A 15,610-nucleotide genomic window follows, 5' to 3' on the forward strand; every position below is an offset into this window, starting at 1 on the left:
TGATACATCCACGCTGTATTTCAAGAACACACCTATCCTGAGTCACTTTAATAAATGGTACCAAAGGTTTTTCCGGATATTCTACCTTGTCAAAATCAATTACGATATCTTTTTTTACTTTTTTTTGTGCATGGCAATTATTTGGTATCATTTCTTTAATAGTTCCATCTTCATGATAAAAAACATCATAAAATGCAGGAACATACATGCATGGGATTTCTGCCGCCTGCTCTAAAAATTCTTTTTTTGTTCCGCCATTTTTTTTATTTTCTTTATATAAATCAATCAAGTGATAATATTCTGTTTCACCTTCTCCGATATAAAAAATATCAAAAAAATCTGCAATAGGCTCAGGATTATAAGAACAGGGACCCCCTCCGATTACAATGGGGTCATCTTCCGTTCTATCACTTGCCAAAAGTGGAATATTACTTAAATCCAGAACCTGTAGTATATTTGTATAGCACATTTCATATTGAAGTGTGATACCTAAAAAGTCAAATTTCTTTACGTCATCTTGTGATTCAATTGCAAATAATGGAATATTCTGCTCTCTCATGATTTGGTCTAAATCAACCCAAGGCGAATACACTCTTTCACAATACACATCTTCTCTCTTATTTAGCATATCATAAATAATCTGTATACCAAGATGAGACATACCTATGTCATATACATCAGGGAAACACATGGCAAATCTCACATCAACTTTATCAGTTTGCTTTACAATCATGTTTACTTCATTGCCAATGTATCTCGCCGGTTTTTCTATTTTCATTAATATTTCATCTGAAAGCGCTAATTTTCTCATATAAATTCCTTATTTTCTCATAAATTATTATTACATGTTTTCTACACAATTCTTTTTTTAATAAAATATTGCATAAAAATTTGTGTATAGTTTTTAAAACATTAATATGGTATACTTCTCAATTGGGTATCAATATTAGATAACTTATTGATTCATTATTTTTTGTATAATATTATCCTTAAATATAATACTATATAGAATGATTTTTTACAATAAAACTGTTATTTAAAATAACTATGGAGACTATTATGTATAAATACGAAACACATTTACATACAAAATATGGAAGTGCATGTGCTTCTATTTCCGGAAAAGGACAGGCTATTTCATATAAAAACGCGGGATACACAGGAATTATTATTACAGACCATTTTTTTAGAGGGAATACATGTGTTCCTAATACACTCTCATGGGAAGAACGGGTCGGGCTTTTTTGTCATGGTTATGAGGAGGCGAAAAAGACCGGTGATGAGATAGGTCTACAGGTTTTTTTCGGATGGGAAGAGACTTTTGACGGACAGGATTTTTTGGTTTATGGATTAGACAAAGACTGGTTGTTGAACCATCCTGAAGTGGAACATTGGACGATAAAACAACAATATGAGGAAGTTACAAAGCTTGGTGGACTTGTTATTCATGCACATCCATTCAGAGACAGACCATATATTCCTAAAATTAGACTTTTTCCGAAACAGGTTCATGGTGTGGAAGTTTATAACGCATGTAATTTTGAGGAAGAAAACCAGCGTGCATACATGTATGCGAAACAATACGAACTTCCTATGACAGCCGGTGCGGATAGTCATCATCATGAAATTATATGCTCTGGAATAAGAGTTGAAAAAAAGTTTGAGAATATTCATGACTATATTACACTGATAAAAGAAAACGGACCAAAACAGTTGATATATACAAATTAACTGTTTTTACGTTACTTGCGAATACAAGAATGTAACTCATGGATGCTTCGCATCCAATTCGTCACTTTTCTTATCTTTACGTTACTTGCGAACGCAAGAATGTAACTCATAGATACTTCGTATCTATTTCGTCACTTCTTGCATTCTAATGAATCCGGATATATAAAAGAAATCCATTTCATGCAAGCATGATGGATTTCTTTTATATATCCAGATTCGCAAGTAACTGCTTATCTTCTTGAAAGTTCTTTTGTGATTTCTTTCCAGGATATTTCTTTTTCTGCCATTAATACCATGACATGATATAGGAAATCGGATATTTCGTATTTCACTTCCTGGGCATCCGGATTTTTTGCTGCAATTACGATTTCTGTTGCCTCTTCTCCCACTTTTTTTAGTATTTTATCGATTCCTTTATCAAATAGATAATTGGTATAGGAACCTTCTTTTGGGTTTTCTTTTCTATCAAGTATTACACGGAACACATCTTCAAATACCTTCATCGGATTTGTGTTATCATATTCTTTTTTAACAAGTGAGTTAAAAAAACATGTTGATGCCCCGGTATGACAAGGTACCCCTATTTGATGAACTTTAGCTAACATCGTATCTAAATCACAATCCATGGATAGCTCTTTTACATATTGATAGTGGCCTGAAGTCTCGCCTTTTACCCATAACTCATTTCTACTTCTACTGAAATAAGTCATTTTTCCAGTCTTAATTGTAAGGGAAAATGCTTCTTCATTCATATATGCAAGCATTAAAACCTGCTCTGTTTTATAATCCTGAACAATCACAGGAATCATTCCGTCTGCATTGGTCTTAAACTCTGAAAATGACATTGGACTCTCAAAAACATTAACATTGACCCCTTGTTCTTTTAAAATATATTTTTCAGACATAAAATCGTATTTCATATTCATGTTTTCGGAGCTGATACCATAATATTTATCAACTTCCTTATCATTCTTTGAGTCATAATCATACTTTAACACCGGAACATCTGTCTTAATATCTCCATCTGATATAATCAATGAAATGTAAGAACTAATATTATTCAAATCTAAATCAATGTCCGTACCGGCGATAAATAATGCTATATTTTCTTTTCCAAATCTATCCGAAGCTTCTTTTAAAAGTTCTAAATTTTCTTCCGCACAGAGAATGGCCTTTTTTGCTCCGGTATAAATATATTTTTTTACGTCTTCTAAACGTTTTACATTTCCGCCCACAAGCATTGGAATATCTACATTATCTGCAATTTGAATCATTGTGCTGATATTTGCTTCATGTTCACTGTCATTTGAGGATATATCAAAAATCAATATTTCGTCAGCCCCATTATTATCAAATGACGCAGCAATTTTGACTGCATCGCCATCCTTTACAATTTCTTTTGTTGTTTTATCTACAGCCTTTCCGTTATATAAATATATGGCTGGTATTAATTTGACTTCACTCATTATAATGTTCCTTTCGTTGACAAAACATCAGTAATTCTGTCATCCTTTATAGTTGCCTGATCTAATGCTTTTGCAAATGCTTTAAAAATTCCCTCTATCATATGATGGTTATTCCCATCCTCTAACATTTTTATATGCAGATTCATTCCGGTTGTATAGGCAATTGCATGGAAAAATTCTCTCACCATTTCTGTGTCAAAATATCCAACTCTGTCTGTTGTAAAATTGACACGAAATACAAGGTAAGGTCTTCCCGACAAGTCAAGTGCACAGAGAACAAGAGACTCATCCATAGGAAGTATTGCATTTCCATATCTCTGAATAGATTTTTTGTCCCCCAAAGCTTTTCTGATAGCAACACCTAAGGCAATTCCCGTATCTTCAATTGTGTGATGACAGTCCACATATAAGTCTCCTGTCACTTTCACATGCAAATCAAACAAACCGTGCTTTGCAAAACTGACAAGCATATGGTCAAAAAATCCGATACCGGTACTTACTTCTGCCTTTCCTGTGCCATCCAAGTCAATAGAAACCTGTATCTGCGTTTCTTTTGTATCTCTTGAACATTCACCAATTCTTCCCATAGACACCTCCATTAATATTTATATTGTCTCTTATTCGATTCCTTCGTCATTTTCTTCAAATCGAACCCGAATAGAATTTGCATGTGCTGTTAGTCCCTCAGCTTTTGCAAATTTCTGAATATCTTCACTCAACGGTTCGAGAGCCTGTCTCGAATAGCTGATAATACTTGACTTTTTAATAAAATCATCAACGCTGAGAGGGGAGAAAAATTTTGCCGTACCATTTGTTGGAAGAACATGATTTGGCCCTGCAAAATAATCTCCAAGCGGTTCCGAACTATACTCTCCAAGGAAAATAGCTCCTGCATTTCTTATTCTTGTCATTGTATCGAAAGGATTCTTTGTAAGAATTTCTAAATGTTCCGATGCAATTTCGTTTGCCACATCGATTGCATCTTCTATCGTACCTGCCACTAGAATATAACCATAATTTTGTAAGGACTTCTGTAAAATATCTGTCCTCTTTAATTTCGATACAAAAATATCTATCCACTTGGAAACTTCATCTGCTAATTCTCTACTCGTTGTAACTAAAATAGCAGAGGCCAATTCATCATGTTCTGCCTGAGATAATAAATCAGCCGCAACATATCTCGGATTTGCTGTCTCATCTGCAATGACAAGTATTTCACTGGGACCTGCCACAGAATCGATGCTGACATATCCAAACACTGCTTTTTTTGCCAATGCTACATAAATGTTTCCCGGACCAACAATTTTGTCCACTTTTTTAATTGTCTCTGTTCCATATGCGAGAGCGGCAATTGCCTGCGCTCCGCCAACTTTATAAATCACATCCACACCGGCTTCATTTGCAGCAACTAATGTATTTGGATTTACCTTTCCGTCTTTTCCCGGAGGAGTTACCATTACAATCTCATCTACTCCCGCAACTTTTGCCGGAATCACATTCATAAGAACCGATGAAGGATAAGCTGCTTTTCCACCGGGTACATATACACCGACTCTCTCTAATGCTGTGACCTTCTGCCCTAAAATAGAACCGTCTGTCTTTGAGTCAAACCAGCTGTATTGTTTCTGTTTTTCATGATAATCTTTTATATTTTTTAGGGATTTTCTAATAATATCAACCAATTCAGGATTTTCTAAAGAATTGTAAGCTTCCTCGATTTCTTCTTTCGTAACCATAATGTTTGAAACATTAATATCTGCCTTATCAAACTTAGCTGTATAATCAAATAATGCACTATCACCATTTTTCTTAACATTATCTAAAATTTCATTGACACTGTCCGCAAACCGGTCATAATTGTTTGGACTTCTTTTCAACAAATCATTTAAAATATTTTTCTTGGATGTTTCATCTAATTTTATAATTCTCATTACCGTTCTCCTCTTTCTCAACCTTTCATTTTTTTTAGGTCTGAAATAATCTTTCTGATTCTTTCGTCTTCCATTTTCATACTCACCTGATTTACTACCATTCGGGCTGACAATGGACAAACTTCTTCCAACACACCGAGACCATTCTCTTTCAATGTAGTACCGGTCTCCACAATGTCAACAATAACTTCTGACAATCCAACAATAGGCGCTAATTCTACGGAACCATTTAGTTTAATAATCTCAACCGTCTGATGTTTTTTATTATAAAAATAATCCTTTGCAATCTTCGGATATTTAGATGCAACCCTTATCATACTATGATTTTCCAACAATTCTTTTGCAGATTCAGGACCGCAAACGCACATTCTGCATTTTCCAAATCCTAAGTCCATTACTTCGTATAATTTTCTGTCCTCTTCCAGAATAGTATCTTTTCCTACAATCCCGATATCTGCCGCACCGTATTCCACATAAGTAGGCACATCACTCGCCTTTGCTAAAAAGAATTTCAATTTTAATTCTTCATTGACGAAAATTAACTTTCTTGTCTTTTCATCTTTCATTTCTTCACATTCAATGCCGATATCTTCAAACATTTTCATGGCTGTTTTAGCCAGCCTGCCCTTCGCTAATGCAAAAGTTAAATATCTCATATAATCACCTACAATTCTACAGCACCGTCTTCTGTCACATATGTAACTTTTGAGGCACCGTCTTCTTTTTTGAATCTTAAATACTCCTCTATGGAAATTTCTTCCGTTTTTGGAATTAGTTCTGTTTTGATTCCATTACTTCTCAAATCGGTTGCAATAGACAGCGCATATTTTCTAAATTTAGCATCATATAAAATCACTTCATATTCATAATCTGTCTTTTCACGATAAGATTTTGCGTTTAAAGCAACCATAATCTGGTCCATATAAATCGCAAATCCTATAGATGCCGCATCCTTTCCAAACTGAGAAAGTAATTTATCATATCTACCTCCTGCAACAATTTTATCACCGGTTCCATATGTATATCCCTTAAAAATAATTCCGGTATAATAACCATAATTGCTTAGTGTTCCCAAATCAAAACTAATATATTTCGATACACCGTAATCTTCTAAAATTGAATATAATTTTTCTAAACGCGCAATGGCATTCAGCGCCTGACTATTTGATGTTAACTGTTTTGCTTTTTCTAATACTTCTACAGAGCCAAACAATTCCGGTAATTTTAACATAGCATTTTTTGCTTCACCCGTTACGTTTTTTCGGTTTAAAATCTCCTCCACACCGAAATCATTTTTATTCTGTATAAAATCACTTAATTCCTGCTCTGTCTCTTCGTCAAGGCAGCACTCCTTTAAAATTCCCTTGTAGAAATCAACATGTCCGATTTCCACAAGAAATTCCTCTAATCCGGTGGATTTTATCGATTCTACCACGAGAGCAATCATCTCTGCATCTGCCTCCACTGAGGCATCATTGATTAATTCACATCCAAGTTGTGTAATTTCTTTTAATTTTCCCTGTAATTCAGAATTGTTTATATATGTATTCGCATTATAACATAATTTAATCGGAACATTAACATCCATATAATATTTTGCAGCCAGCCTGGCAATAGAAGGGGTTACATCCGGTCTTAAAACCAGAGTATTTCCTTCCCTGTCAAAAAACTTATATAAATTTTTAGATGCGACAGAACCTCTCTCTTTACTAAATATATCAAAAAACTCAAACGTCGGCGTCTGAATATTATGAAATCCATATAAATTAAAGATGTTATTAATTTTATTTTCCACTGTCATTTTGACTGCACATTCTTTTCCATACACATCCCGAACACCAACAGGTGTATGTAATAAAACTTTTTTCATTATTTTTAACCTTTCTTTAACGTCAGCTCTCACACTTTATTACTTTAAAGTGGTAATTCGCTACCTTATTACTAAACTAAAAGGTATCTTACAATAAATATCTATCCATGTCAATAGATAAAAAATCATCTCATCCCCTGCTGTCTAAATCTCTCTGAATCCCCTCCAGATAATGTATCATTGCTCCCGGTGCTGATTTTATCAGGTAAGATTTGTCAATCTCATCATATGTGAAGCTTTTTCTCCCACCCTGGATGCTTCTGTCATAAAAGAATTTGATATCTTTGAACGGTATATAGTAGGTTTCATTTAAATTGCTAAAAAATAATAAAATGAACGAAATACCTCCCTGCTTTTCAAAATCTTCCATGAATGTCACCTGATGTTCATGAATATTCATCATTGGGAATGTTTTTACCGCACATTCTTTTGCGTCAAAACATATAGGGATTCCCTGAACGCTGCCAATGTAATCTACGGTACTCTGTTTTTCAAAATAAGCCAAAGTAATGTGTCTTGTACTCTGGTCAATCCTGACAGGGGTTATCGGAGTAGGTATTTTTTGTATCAATGCGAGATTTTTTTGCCGGTAATTTTCGTTTGTCATATTAATCATATCTTCTAAGGTAGAGCCTCGAAGACCTCTCGATGACCAGGTTCCCATGACTGCCTCCTAAATAAATTCACCCTGAGTTATTTTATCCGCAATGATTTTTTGAAAAATCTCAGGGACTTGTGCTGTTATTGTTTTTCCAGAGAGAGAATCACATCCCTTATCCATTTCGGGAAAACTGATTTTCCAGGAATGAAGTAACTGGTATTTCAATCCATAATGTTCTTTATAATATTGATTTATTTCTCTGTTTCCATATTTAAAATCCCCAATGACAGGATGTTGCAGGGAAGCCAGATGCGCACGAATCTGATGTGCCCTTCCCGTAAGCAGCTTTACTTTTAATAAGGTTACCTTTTCTCCAAATCCCAATGGTTCATATTCTGTTTCAATCAACTGTCCATCTTTATTTTCATTTTTTGATATAAATACTTTGTTTGATTTTTTATCTTTAACCAAATATCCTTTTACCTTTTCTTTCTGTCTTACTTTCCCGGAAACAATCGTAAGGTAATATTTATCCATCGTTCGATTTTGAAACATGTCCGACATAACCTGTAACCCAAGCAGTGACTTTCCGGCGACAATCAGACCGCTTGTATTTCTGTCCAACCGGTTACATACACCGGGCATAAATGTTTTTAACTGTTCCTTACTCAATTGGTTTGATTTTAACAGATATGAAATAATATATTCATTGACTGAGATATCATTTTTTTCAGCCTTTTGGCTCAACATTCCGGCCTCTTTATTGATGATAATTACATTTTCATCCTCATATACGATATTTAGCTTATCTATCTCTATCTGTTCTAATATTTGTTGTTCACATTCTCCCCTAAACTTTTTAATGGTTTCATCGGACATAAATATCTTTACAGTGTCACCCACATTTAATTTATCTTTTCCATCGGATTTTGCACCATTTAAAAGAATATTTTTCTTTCGTAACATTTTATATATAAATCCTGAGGAGGCCTCTTTAAAATATTTGAATAAAAACTTATCAAATCTCTGTCCTGCCTCATTGTTGTTTATGACAATTTCCTGCATATATCAAATCCATGCCTTCTTAATATTATTCCTACATCTTTTATACTATTTCAAACTTTGAATTTCATCCGTTGTGAGTCTTCTGTATTCTCCTGACTTTAATTGCTCATCTAAAACAAGAGCTCCCATCGCAATACGCTTTAGATAGGTTACTGTTAATCCGATTGCCGCAAACATCCTTTTGACCTGATGATATTTTCCTTCGGTAATTGTAATATAAGCTTTATTTTTCTCTTCACCGATTATCTCAAGCTTCGCAGGTTTGGTCAGATTTTTTTCACCAATATCTAATCCCTCCTGAAATAACTCTATATCAGATGCAATCAGGCTTCCATTCAACTCCACATAATATTTTTTATCTACATGTTTTGTGGGAGAGAGCAAATTGTGTGACAGTTCACCGTCATTGGTAATTAAGAGCAGACCCTCGGTATCCTTATCCAGTCTTCCCACGGGAAATAATCCTTTTTTAGGTCTTACATTCAGTAAATCTATGACTGTTTTATTTACATTATCACTGACAGCCGACACAACTCCCGCCGGCTTATTTAACATATAATAATAAAATTTTTGATACTCTAAATTTACTCCGTCAAAATTTATTGTATCTTTCCTTTCATCTATTTGCACATCCGGTTTGTTGACAATTTTACCATTCAAAATCACTTTATTTTGTTTTATCATTTCTTTCACCTGACTTCGTGAACCAATTTCAAGTGTTACAAGATATTTGTCTAATCGCATAAAATTTCTCACAATCCTTATGAAATAAGCTACTATCTAAGCATTTACCTGTCTATATAAATCTTCAATAATATCTTTTTGTTCCCTTGTCAATTTTACTTTGGGAGAGTTGTCGTCACATGTATTTTGGTTTTCTACAATTAAAACAGTGGAGTTCTTTTCCGGTGTATGTGTATGAAATGTGCCTTTTTTTACATTATATAATTTTAATGGTTCTAACTTAACTGCCTCAATTTCTCCAATTGTATCACCTTGTCCACCCAAAAATAATGTAAAATCACCTTCCAGTAAAATAAATACTTCATCCGATTCATCGTGTTTTTGCATATCTTTCAACTTATCAACTTCCAATTCTTCACAATATCTGAGTTCGGCGACCCTCCAACTCTCATAATCAATAAGAGGTAAATATCCTTCCCCGCTAAAACTGGAAACCTCTAAATTGTTATCACAAAAAAACTCTTTTTTCATTATGTACCCAACCTTTCTTATTTCTAAAATGTAATTCAAAGGTTGAAAGAGTAATTTTTATATTACATTACTTCTTTCAACCTCACTATATCTGCCTAAATTTCAGCAATCACTTCTACTTCACAGAGTACATTTTTAGGAAGGGTTTTTACTGCGACACAGCTTCTCGCCGGCTTTCCCGTAAAATATTTTCCATAGACTTCATTAAACGTGGCAAAATCATTCATATCTGCCAAAAAGCACACGGTCTTTACCGTATTTTCATATGTAATACCCGCCTCATCAAGAATTGCACCCAGATTTTTCATAACCTGCTCTGCCTGCTCTGTAATCGTTTCCCCAACAATTTCTCCTGTCGCCGGGTCTAATGCAATCTGTCCAGATGTAAATAATAAATTTCCTGTCATAACAGCCTGTGAATATGGTCCGATTGCTGCCGGTGCTTTCTCTGTACTAATTTTTTTCATGATAATTACCTTCTTTCTTTAAACTCTTTTACATTTTACACTTTAACTTTCGTTATTACAAGCCAAAGAGTTAATAATTGGCAATTATAAGCGAATCTTCTAAGTACTTTAATACAGAATAAGGATTTACACTTAATTCTTTATAATTCTCTGTTTCTACATAGATTCCAAAATGTAAATGAACAGCAAAATTACCGGTTGTGCCTTCTATTTTACCATATCCTGTGTCACCCATGTAACCTAATAGCGTGCCTGCTTTGATTTTGTCCCCTTTTTTTATCTCTCCATAAGAACTTAAATGTGCATAGTAAAAATACCCTCCGGAATCACTCCTAATTCCTACTCGGTATCCTCCTTTTTCCAACCAGCCCATATTTTCAACTACCCCATCCGTAACACTTACAATAGGATAAAAACCGCTCACATTATTTTCTGCCATAATATCTATACCTTCATGCTGATACTTTCCGTTATAATTTCTGTCAGCGCCATAAGAATTGTCAAATCCCACCCAATATTGCGATTTGGAGCTTTTTGCGACCGGAAAAAATTTAATGTCATCATATATTGCTGCCATGACTTTTAATGAATTACTGTATTCTTTTGGGTACAATGTCCGATATTCTTTTTTTACTTCACGGAACATTTTACCGGATAAGGTTATTTTATTCAGGCAGCAATCATGGAATAAATAATTTGTATGCAAGACTTCTGAAATGTTACAATCATTTTTCTTTGCAATTTCCGATGCTTTCACAATTGCTTTTTGAGATATATTGTTATTCCGAAACAAATCTGTCTCTTCAATATTGCTTGGAATATAGAAACAGGATGTAATCATAATACCTGTCAAATGTACACATATAATAGATAATAATAGTATAAGAAAAACATAATAAGATTTTTTCATAATAATTGGCAACATACATTTTGTATAAAATATATGTTGCCAAAATAAAAACTATTCTTTATTCACTTGCACTACTTCCTGTCTGCAATCTATAATATGTTCCTTTTGCATCCATCAACTCATCATGACTTCCACGTTCAATTATTCTACCCTGTTCCAAAACCATGATACAGTCACTATTTTTTATAGTAGAAAGTCTATGAGCAATTACAAATGTAGTACGTCCTTTCATTAACGCATCCATTCCTTCCTGGACGATTCGCTCTGTTCTTGTGTCAATAGAAGAAGTTGCCTCATCAAGAATCAATGCCGGCGGATTCGCCACAGCAGCCCTTGCTATTGCAAGTAATTGTCTTTGACCTTGAGATAGATTTCCACCATCCCCTTTGAGCATTGTATGATATCCATCAGGAAGCCTTCGAATAAAACTATCAGCATTTGCAAGTTTTGCAGCCGCAATCACCTCGTCGTCTGTTGCCTCTAAATTACCATATCTGATATTTTCCATGACAGTTGCCGTAAATAAATGAGTATCCTGTAAAACAATTCCCAGAGACCGCCGTAAATCTGCTTTTTTAATTTTATTAATATTGATACCATCATATCTGATTTTTCCATCCTGTATATCATAAAATCTGTTAATCAGGTTGGTAATGGTAGTTTTCCCTGCGCCTGTGGAACCTACAAAAGCAAGTTTTTGTCCCGGGTCTGCATATAATTTCACATCATGCAATACAATCTTTTCATCATTGTATCCAAAATCTACGCCATCAAATACAATCTCACCCTTCATCTCAGTATATGTTGTAGTATCATCATCTTTATGATAATGCTTCCAGGCCCACATACCTGTTCTCTCCGAACACTCTACAATATTTCCATGTTCCTTTTTAGCTCTGACAAGAGTGACATATCCATTATCTACTTCCTCGTTTTCATCTAATAACTTAAATATTCTGTCAGCACCTGCGAGCGCCATTACAATACTATTCATCTGCATTGTAATTTGGTTAATTGGCTGTGCAAATTGTTTGTTATAAGTTAAAAAACTAATTAACGCACCCGGTGTCATTGTAAATCCTAAAATACCGTTTATCGCAATAATTGCTCCAACACAGGCACAAATTACATAACTGACATTTGTAAGCTGTGCGTTACAAGGTCCCATAATATTGGCAAATTTATTGGCATTATTTGCCGATTCACACAATTTATCATTTAATTCATTAAATTCATCGATAGCCTGCTGTTCATGGCAGAATACTTTTACAACCTTCTGACCACCCATCATTTCTTCGATATATCCGTTGACCATACCTAAATCTCTTTGCTGTGATAAGAAATATCTTCCGGATAAAGAAGTTAGAGTTTTTGAGCCGAATATAATTACTCCTATCATAACAAGCGAAATAACCGTAAGAGGTATACTGAGTGCAAACATACATCCGAGTACAGATACAACGGTAATAATACTATTAAGCATCTGTGGAACAGCCTGGCTGATTAATTGTCTCAGTGTATCAATGTCATTTGTATACATTGACATAATATCACCATGCGAATGTGTATCAAAATATTTAACCGGGAGTCCCTGCATATGGTCAAACATAGCATCTCTCAAACGTTTTAGTGTTCCCTGAGTCACAAATACCATCAATTCTGCCTGAACCAATGCAGCCACAATACCGATTCCATAAAATACTGCCACTCTTGCCATTGCGCCAAGCAATGGAGAAAAATCCGTGCTTCCATTCTTTACCATTGGCAAAATATACTGATCTACCAGTGCCTTCATAAACCATGTACCCTGTACATTGGCAAAAACACTTCCAACAATACACAGTACAACAATAATAAGATGAGGAGCATAATATTTACCTACAAATCTCATAATCTGTCCTAATATTTTAAATGGATGTTCAATTTTCTGGCCCGGTCCCATATTTCTTCTGCCCGGTCCCTTAATAACTTTTGATTCTGCCATTATGCCTCACCTCCCTCTCTGTCAAAATCAGCATTATCATTTGTCTGCTGTGAATATACTTCTCTGTAAATCTCATTATTTTCCAGAAGTTCTTCATGAGTACCTATACCATCTATCTTACCATCATCCAAAACAATAATTCGGTCTGCATCCATAATACTGGAAATTCTTTGCGCAATAATAATCTTTGTCGTATCGGGAATTTCCTCTCTAAATGCTTTTCTGATTTTGCTATCCGTGAGAGTATCAACTGCACTGGTGCTATCATCTAAAATAAGAATTTTAGGTTTTTTCAATAATGCTCTCGCAATACATAATCTCTGTTTTTGTCCACCAGAAACATTCGCACCACCCTGCTCAATATGTGTATTATATTTATCGGGCATCTGTTCGATAAATTCATCGGCGCATGCTAATTTACATGCTCTGATACATTCCTCCTCCGAAGCATTAGAATCCCCCCAGCGGAGATTTTCAAGAATGCTTCCTGAAAACAGAACGTTTTTCTGCAATACCACACTCACTTCTTTTCTTAGCGTATCCAGGTCGTAAGTTTTCACATCTTTGCCACCTACAAGAAGATAACTTTCCGTTTCTTCATCTTTTGGCGGTTCAATATCATACAATCTGCTTATAAGATTCACAAAGCTGGATTTTGCGCTGCCCGTTCCTCCCATAATACCGATGGTCTCACCGGATTTGATATGAATATTAATATTTTCCAGCACCGGTTTCTCACTCGTCCTGTTATATCTGAAATTAACATTTTTAAAAGTAATACTTCCGTCAGGAACATTATAATCTGGATTTTCAGGATTTACGATGTCAGCCTTTTCTTCCAATACCTCCGCAATACGTTTACCACTGGATAAACACATTGTAATCATTACAAAGACCATAGATAACATCATAAGGCTCATCAGAATATTCATACAATATGCGAGAAGTGACGTAAGATTACCTGTCGTCAAGCCCGGCGCCATATTTCCACCTGCAACAATTGCCTGTGCGCTGAGCCAGCTGATTAACAGTATACATGTATATACTGTAGTCATCATTATCGGTGCATTTAAAGATACAATGCCCTCTGCCTTGATAAACATTTTATAGACATTATAACTTGCCTTACCGAATTTCCCTCTCTCATAATCTTCTCTCACATAAGCCTTAACCACACGCATAGCGGTGACATTCTCCTGAACGCTCTCATTCAATGCATCGTATTTTTTGAATACCTGACTAAAATATTTGTACGCCTTTGTTGTAATCAAAGCAAGTATCATTCCTAATATAATAACCGCAATCAGATATATACTTGCCATTTTCGGCGAAACAGTAAACGCCATAATCATCGCGACAAGCAAACTAAATGGTGCTCTTACAGCCATTCTCAATATCATCTGATAAGCATTCTGCATATTTGTAACATCTGTAGTCAGTCTTGTGACCAGACCTGCGGTACTGAACTTATCAATATTTGAGAAACTGAATGTCTGTATATTTTGAAACATCGCTTTTCTCAAGTTTTTTGCAAATCCCGTAGAAGCTTTTGCTCCAAAAACGCCGCCGCCAATTCCTGCCACTAATCCTGCAACTGCGAGAAATAGCATAATAGCTGCAGTAATATAAATTTTTTTCAAATCACCTGTTCCAATAGAGTCAATAATAACAGCCATTAAAAGCGGTATAAAGTTTTCCACAATCACTTCCGCTAACATACACAAAGGTGTTAATATGGATGGACCACTAAACTCTTTAATCTGTTTTCCTAAAGTTTTAATCATTTTCATGTCTCCTTTCCAGTTGTTTTATATCTTTATTAAAACATTTTATATCTTTTTCTGATATCTCAGTACCATTGATTAAATTATAATAAATTCTATCTAAATATCCCTCTAAGGCATTAACCTCTTTTTGTGAAAACCCTTCTATTAAAATTGATTCTGTCTCATTCCTCTGTCTATCGAGAATTTCCTTTATCTCTATGGCTTTATTTGTTAGAAAAATATTTTTAAATTTTTTATTGTACTCATCTACAACAATTTCAATTAATTCTTTTTCTTTTAACCTATTCAAAATCCCTGCCATCGTAGAATGTTTGACACCAAAACTTTCGGATAACTGCTTTTGTGTCACTTTACTCTGACTGTGATATAAATAAAGCAGGACATGCATCTGAGCAATTGTAATATCCAGCTGTTCTAAATTTTTATCCATACGAAGTTTGAACAATTGATTAATCAGTTTTAATTTATGTCCAAAATATTCCATAACGTTCCTCCATAATATACAAAAAGAGTTATAATATGTAGCATGCTACACATCATAACTCTTTTAAATTTTATAGTCAACACAAATAAAATTTGTTCA

General features: G+C 34.6%; 15 protein-coding genes and 1 pseudogene. 1 reads left to right on the forward strand and 15 read right to left on the reverse strand.

What is annotated here, in order from left to right; all coding sequences use genetic code 11:
• Positions 1-811, reverse strand: a pseudogene (locus Q5O86_RS09900) (B12-binding domain-containing radical SAM protein); the annotation flags it as partial.
• Positions 812-1,059: 248 nt separating this feature from the next.
• Here Q5O86_RS09900 and Q5O86_RS09905 point away from each other — a divergent pair.
• On the forward strand, positions 1,060-1,731 hold the full coding sequence (locus Q5O86_RS09905; RefSeq protein ID WP_302626987.1) for a PHP domain-containing protein: 672 nt from the start codon (positions 1,060-1,062) through the stop codon (positions 1,729-1,731).
• Between the two features lie 230 nt (positions 1,732-1,961).
• On the opposite strand, the gene hisIE is transcribed toward Q5O86_RS09905, so the two are convergent.
• From hisIE to Q5O86_RS09975, 14 genes are all read right to left on the reverse strand, one after another.
• Positions 1,962-3,197, reverse strand: a complete 1,236-nt coding sequence (hisIE, locus tag Q5O86_RS09910; RefSeq protein ID WP_302626988.1) for a bifunctional phosphoribosyl-AMP cyclohydrolase/phosphoribosyl-ATP diphosphatase HisIE — start codon at positions 3,195-3,197, stop codon at positions 1,962-1,964.
• The gene (hisB, locus tag Q5O86_RS09915) at positions 3,197-3,784 is read right to left on the reverse strand and encodes an imidazoleglycerol-phosphate dehydratase HisB (RefSeq protein ID WP_302626989.1); all 588 of its coding nucleotides are present in this window, start codon (positions 3,782-3,784) and stop codon (positions 3,197-3,199) included. Before hisB ends, hisIE begins: the two co-directional genes overlap by 1 nt.
• 30 nt (positions 3,785-3,814) lie before the next feature.
• Positions 3,815-5,128, reverse strand: coding sequence for a histidinol dehydrogenase (gene hisD / locus Q5O86_RS09920; RefSeq protein ID WP_302626990.1), 1,314 nt, complete (start codon positions 5,126-5,128; stop codon positions 3,815-3,817).
• Between the two features lie 17 nt (positions 5,129-5,145).
• The gene (gene hisG / locus Q5O86_RS09925; protein ID WP_302626991.1) at positions 5,146-5,784 is read right to left on the reverse strand and encodes an ATP phosphoribosyltransferase; all 639 of its coding nucleotides are present in this window, start codon (positions 5,782-5,784) and stop codon (positions 5,146-5,148) included.
• Positions 5,785-5,792: 8 nt separating this feature from the next.
• On the reverse strand, positions 5,793-6,998 hold the full coding sequence (hisZ, locus tag Q5O86_RS09930; protein ID WP_302626992.1) for an ATP phosphoribosyltransferase regulatory subunit: 1,206 nt from the start codon (positions 6,996-6,998) through the stop codon (positions 5,793-5,795).
• A 130-nt stretch (positions 6,999-7,128) separates the two neighbouring features.
• Complete coding sequence (locus Q5O86_RS09935; protein WP_302626993.1) at positions 7,129-7,662, reverse strand: Holliday junction resolvase RecU; 534 nt, start codon at positions 7,660-7,662, stop codon at positions 7,129-7,131.
• Positions 7,663-7,671: 9 nt separating this feature from the next.
• Positions 7,672-8,664, reverse strand: a complete 993-nt coding sequence (locus Q5O86_RS09940) for an RluA family pseudouridine synthase (RefSeq protein ID WP_302626994.1) — start codon at positions 8,662-8,664, stop codon at positions 7,672-7,674.
• Positions 8,665-8,709: 45 nt separating this feature from the next.
• Positions 8,710-9,408: a pseudouridine synthase gene (locus tag Q5O86_RS09945; RefSeq protein WP_302626995.1), complete on the reverse strand. Its 699-nt coding sequence runs from the start codon at positions 9,406-9,408 to the stop codon at positions 8,710-8,712.
• A 36-nt stretch (positions 9,409-9,444) separates the two neighbouring features.
• Positions 9,445-9,879, reverse strand: coding sequence for a hypothetical protein (locus Q5O86_RS09950; RefSeq protein ID WP_302626996.1), 435 nt, complete (start codon positions 9,877-9,879; stop codon positions 9,445-9,447).
• A 95-nt stretch (positions 9,880-9,974) separates the two neighbouring features.
• Complete coding sequence (locus tag Q5O86_RS09955; protein WP_302626997.1) at positions 9,975-10,346, reverse strand: RidA family protein; 372 nt, start codon at positions 10,344-10,346, stop codon at positions 9,975-9,977.
• Positions 10,347-10,416: 70 nt separating this feature from the next.
• Entirely contained in the window at positions 10,417-11,187 is a 771-nt protein-coding gene (locus Q5O86_RS09960; RefSeq protein ID WP_302626998.1) for a M23 family metallopeptidase, read from the reverse strand.
• Positions 11,188-11,314: 127 nt separating this feature from the next.
• Positions 11,315-13,240, reverse strand: a complete 1,926-nt coding sequence (locus Q5O86_RS09965) for an ABC transporter ATP-binding protein (RefSeq protein WP_302626999.1) — start codon at positions 13,238-13,240, stop codon at positions 11,315-11,317.
• Positions 13,240-15,024, reverse strand: coding sequence for an ABC transporter ATP-binding protein (locus tag Q5O86_RS09970; RefSeq protein ID WP_302627000.1), 1,785 nt, complete (start codon positions 15,022-15,024; stop codon positions 13,240-13,242). The genes Q5O86_RS09965 and Q5O86_RS09970 overlap by 1 nt, the downstream gene beginning before the upstream one ends.
• Entirely contained in the window at positions 15,017-15,511 is a 495-nt protein-coding gene (locus Q5O86_RS09975) for a MarR family winged helix-turn-helix transcriptional regulator (protein WP_302627001.1), read from the reverse strand. The genes Q5O86_RS09970 and Q5O86_RS09975 overlap by 8 nt, the downstream gene beginning before the upstream one ends.
• Between the last annotated feature and the right edge of the window lie 99 nt (positions 15,512-15,610).

Origin of the sequence: uncultured Eubacterium sp., assembly GCF_937958975.1 — a bacterium.
In the GTDB taxonomy this organism is placed as follows: Bacteria; Bacillota; Clostridia; order Lachnospirales; family Lachnospiraceae; genus Eubacterium_G.

What these genes read in the sequence shown, in the direction of transcription:
- Q5O86_RS09905 (WP_302626987.1), top strand. Translation starts at nt 1,060, where the DNA reads ATGTATAAATACGAAACACATTTACATACAAAATATGGAAGTGCATGT.
- hisIE (WP_302626988.1), bottom strand. Translation starts at nt 3,197, where the DNA reads ATGAGTGAAGTCAAATTAATACCAGCCATATATTTATATAACGGAAAG.
- hisB (WP_302626989.1), bottom strand. Translation starts at nt 3,784, where the DNA reads ATGGGAAGAATTGGTGAATGTTCAAGAGATACAAAAGAAACGCAGATA.
- hisD (WP_302626990.1), bottom strand. Translation starts at nt 5,128, where the DNA reads ATGAGAATTATAAAATTAGATGAAACATCCAAGAAAAATATTTTAAAT.
- hisG (WP_302626991.1), bottom strand. Translation starts at nt 5,784, where the DNA reads ATGAGATATTTAACTTTTGCATTAGCGAAGGGCAGGCTGGCTAAAACA.
- hisZ (WP_302626992.1), bottom strand. Translation starts at nt 6,998, where the DNA reads ATGAAAAAAGTTTTATTACATACACCTGTTGGTGTTCGGGATGTGTAT.
- Q5O86_RS09935 (WP_302626993.1), bottom strand. Translation starts at nt 7,662, where the DNA reads ATGGGAACCTGGTCATCGAGAGGTCTTCGAGGCTCTACCTTAGAAGAT.
- Q5O86_RS09940 (WP_302626994.1), bottom strand. Translation starts at nt 8,664, where the DNA reads ATGCAGGAAATTGTCATAAACAACAATGAGGCAGGACAGAGATTTGAT.
- Q5O86_RS09945 (WP_302626995.1), bottom strand. Translation starts at nt 9,408, where the DNA reads ATGCGATTAGACAAATATCTTGTAACACTTGAAATTGGTTCACGAAGT.
- Q5O86_RS09950 (WP_302626996.1), bottom strand. Translation starts at nt 9,879, where the DNA reads ATGAAAAAAGAGTTTTTTTGTGATAACAATTTAGAGGTTTCCAGTTTT.
- Q5O86_RS09955 (WP_302626997.1), bottom strand. Translation starts at nt 10,346, where the DNA reads ATGAAAAAAATTAGTACAGAGAAAGCACCGGCAGCAATCGGACCATAT.
- Q5O86_RS09960 (WP_302626998.1), bottom strand. Translation starts at nt 11,187, where the DNA reads ATGATTACATCCTGTTTCTATATTCCAAGCAATATTGAAGAGACAGAT.
- Q5O86_RS09965 (WP_302626999.1), bottom strand. Translation starts at nt 13,240, where the DNA reads ATGGCAGAATCAAAAGTTATTAAGGGACCGGGCAGAAGAAATATGGGA.
- Q5O86_RS09970 (WP_302627000.1), bottom strand. Translation starts at nt 15,024, where the DNA reads ATGATTAAAACTTTAGGAAAACAGATTAAAGAGTTTAGTGGTCCATCC.
- Q5O86_RS09975 (WP_302627001.1), bottom strand. Translation starts at nt 15,511, where the DNA reads ATGGAATATTTTGGACATAAATTAAAACTGATTAATCAATTGTTCAAA.